2 protein-coding genes and 2 pseudogenes are annotated in these 3,006 nt (G+C 65.9%); 1 reads left to right on the top strand and 3 read right to left on the bottom strand.

Annotation, left to right across the window (positions count from 1 at the left end; translation table 11 throughout):
• The 3 genes and pseudogenes from E5W87_RS04555 to hemC all read right to left on the bottom strand — a co-directional run.
• Positions 1 to 957 (bottom strand): annotated as a pseudogene (locus E5W87_RS04555) (phage tail protein); the annotation flags it as partial.
• Positions 958 to 1,048: 91 nt separating this feature from the next.
• A complete protein-coding gene (locus tag E5W87_RS04550; protein ID WP_292394442.1) occupies positions 1,049 to 1,765 on the bottom strand; it encodes a uroporphyrinogen-III synthase in 717 nt (238 codons plus the stop codon).
• Position 1,766: 1 nt separating this feature from the next.
• Complete coding sequence (gene hemC / locus E5W87_RS04545; protein WP_292394440.1) at positions 1,767 to 2,693, bottom strand: hydroxymethylbilane synthase; 927 nt, start codon at positions 2,691 to 2,693, stop codon at positions 1,767 to 1,769.
• A 104-nt stretch (positions 2,694 to 2,797) separates the two neighbouring features.
• Here hemC and E5W87_RS04540 point away from each other — a divergent pair.
• Positions 2,798 to 3,006 (top strand): annotated as a pseudogene (locus E5W87_RS04540) (tRNA (adenosine(37)-N6)-threonylcarbamoyltransferase complex transferase subunit TsaD); the annotation flags it as partial.

Raw genomic sequence — 3,006 nt, 5'->3', positions numbered from 1 at the left:
TGACTCGACCTTGCCGGAAAGCTGCGACACTGACTGTTCCAGTGCCGCAAGCCGGCCGTCCTGCGCCGTCGCCGCCTCACCGACGGATTTCACCGCCGCGTCGAGCCCTGTCAGCTTTTCGTTGATCGGCCCGAGATCGACCGGCGCCGTGTTGCCTGCCTGGCCAAGGGCCGCAACCGTCGTCTCGATCTGCCTGACCTTGTCGCCAAGGGCTGCAAGCCCGGCAGTGTCGCCGGCCCCACCCTGCTCGACCGCCGATTTTAGCGACGCGACATCCGTCTTGACCTGATCCAGCGCCGACGACAGCCCGTCCACCTTGGCCGACGCATCATTGCTGCCGGCTGTGTCCTTGAGCCCGGCGATCTCGGTCTTCAGCGAAGCGATTTCGCCATTGACGCCATCGAGCGATACGCCCGAGGCATCGCCAGCCCCTGGCGCGCCGAGCAGGCCGGCAAACTGCAGCCCTCCGGCTGCGGCGAGCGCGATAACGCCGCCGATGATGCCGGCAGCGATGCCGTTGATGCCGCCACGCTTCGGCTGCGCTGCCATGTCTTCATTCCCTGTCTGGGCGTCCTTCGGCGCTTCTTCGGCCCCCATCCCGCTGGCTTTGGCAGATGCGTCGTCGAAACTGTAGTCGAAGGCCCGGTCCGCCGATGCCTCCGAGCCCGCCGGATAAGTCGGTTTGGGTCCTTCAGGACCTTTGACGCCGCCGCCTGCCGGCTCTTCCGGGCCGGCGTCAGCATGTTCCCACGGCTCGATGTCGGTCTGGTCGGCATGCATGGGTTCTTCAGGCGCTGCCGGCTGGGACGCGTTTGCCGCCTCCTCCGCCTTCGCCTCGTCGGTCCGCCCGTTGGCGGCATCCTCGCCGGCAACGCGCGAAACGGCGCCGGGTTCGAGTTCGATGGTCACCGGCTCGCGACGGCTTTTCGAATGCCGCATCTTCGGCGTCTTGACCATGCTTGGGCTCCGCAAAATTCGCTTCGGGATGGTTCAGAAAGGGTCTAGCACATCACCAAGCGGTGAAAAGGGGCGGCGTGATGACACGGGGTCAACGCCACGTCCGCAAAAGCTCCAGCAACGCCTCCTCGCTGGGCTCCGGCGCAACACGGAGCTTTTCTGAGGCGACAGTCTCCAAGGCTGCGGCGATACGTCCGGACAGGACGAAAAACCATGTCTCTTCAAAAAGACCACGCAACGCCGGCCGGCCAGCCAGGGCCTGCATCGCTGTCGCCGCCTTGGCCGAATAAAGAAGCACCGCTTCAACCGGCTGGCCAGACAGGCGCGCAAGGATTGCAGCGTCCGAATGGTCCAGTGCGACGGTGTCGTAGGTCTCGATGGCGCGGACGAGGACACAAGCGGCCTTCAGCCGCGCCTCGAACGCCGGAAATCGCACGCGTCCGCACAGATAGATGATCGTCTTTGCCGTGAAGCCGCCGGCAAGCGCATCCGCCAGCGCCTCGGCATCGCCGGGGCCTTCGCTGACCGACAGGAATCCCGCAGCGCGGGCCGCTTCCGCTGTCCGTCTGCCGACGGCATGGCAGGGCAAGGCGGCGAGCGCCGCGATGATCTCCTTCGGCGCATGGCGCACGGCATTGGCGCTGGTGACCGCAACGGCTGCGGCATTGTTTGCGACCCCGTCCACATCGACCGGCAGAGCGACCATTTCGGTCAATGGCAGCAGGATCGGTTGGAAACCCAGGTCCTCAAGCCGCTGCGCCGTGCGCGAGGCGCCCGGTTCCGGCCTCGTCACCAGGACACGACGCATGTCAGGCCCAGCCGTCGAAGAATTTTTCGCCGGCCTTGGCCCGCACGGTCCTGGCGGCTTCGTTGCCAACGCGCGCGGCATCGTGCGCCGGTCCGTGCGCCTCGACCTCATGTGATTGCGTGCCATCCGGCGAGATGATCAGCCCGGCGAAGAAGACCGTTCCGTCTGATATCGTCGCATGGCCGGCGATCGGCGTGCGGCATGACCCGTCGAGCGCCGCCAGGAAGGCTCGCTCGCACGCCAGCGCCTGTCCGGTCGGCAAATCATGGATTGCCGTCAGCATCCTTTCCACGTCGCGGTCGCCGATGCGGCGTTCGATGCAGATCGCGCCTTGCCCCGGCGCCGGCGGAAAGGTGTCGAGCGGCATCAGATCGGTGATGACATCTTCGAGCCCGAGCCGCTTCAGCCCGGCATAGGCAAGGATGGTGCCGTCGGCAACGCCCTCGTCGAGCTTGCGGAGCCGCGTCTGCACATTGCCGCGGAACATCACCACGTCGAGGTCCGGCCGCATGCGCCGGATCAATGCCTGGCGCCTGAGCGACGACGAGCCGACCTTCGCGCCCTGCGGCAATCCGGCGATTGTCTTCGCCGCCTTGCCGACGAAAGCGTCGCGGGCATCCTCGCGCGGCAGGAAAGCGGACAGTTCCAGCCCGTCGGGCAACACCGTCGGCATGTCCTTTGACGAATGCACGGCGATATCGATACGTCGCGCCAGCAGCGCCTCCTCGATTTCCTTGGTGAACAAGCCCTTGCCACCGGCTTCCGACAGCGGCCGGTCCTGGATGCGGTCGCCACTGGTCGAGATGACGACCACCTCGAACGCCTCAACCGGCAGGCCGTGCGCGGCCATCAGCCGCGCCTGCGTTTCATGCGCCTGCGCCAGCGCCAGCGGGCTGCCGCGTGTTCCGATTTTCAAGGTTGTTTGCATGGCGCGCCGTCCGTGTTAACCCCGGCAGATTGAGGCCGTTTTCCGGGCCTTCTCCTAACGGGGAAAGGCCAGCTATACAATCTTCTAGGGACAGCGACGAATTGATCCGCGTTCTGGGCATTGAGACGAGTTGCGACGAAACCGCCGCCAGCGTGGTGACGCTGGATGGCAGCGGCGTGCCCAAAATCCAGTCCGATATCGTGCTCAGCCAGATCGAGGAGCATGCCGCCTTCGGCGGCGTCGTGCCCGAAATCGCCGCGCGCGCCCATGTCGAGGCACTGGACGGCATCATAGAGGCAGCTCTGGCCGATTC

Source organism: Mesorhizobium sp. (assembly GCF_004962925.1).
Taxonomy (GTDB): Bacteria; Pseudomonadota; Alphaproteobacteria; order Rhizobiales; family Rhizobiaceae; genus Mesorhizobium.
The sequence above is the reverse complement of the archived record's forward strand: the minus strand, read 5'-3'. Positions and strand labels throughout refer to the sequence as shown.

Coding starts and splice junctions, on each gene's coding strand:
- hemC (WP_292394440.1), bottom strand. CDS start 2,693: ATGCAAACAACCTTGAAAATCGGAACACGCGGCAGCCCGCTGGCGCTG.
- E5W87_RS04550 (WP_292394442.1), bottom strand. CDS start 1,765: ATGCGTCGTGTCCTGGTGACGAGGCCGGAACCGGGCGCCTCGCGCACG.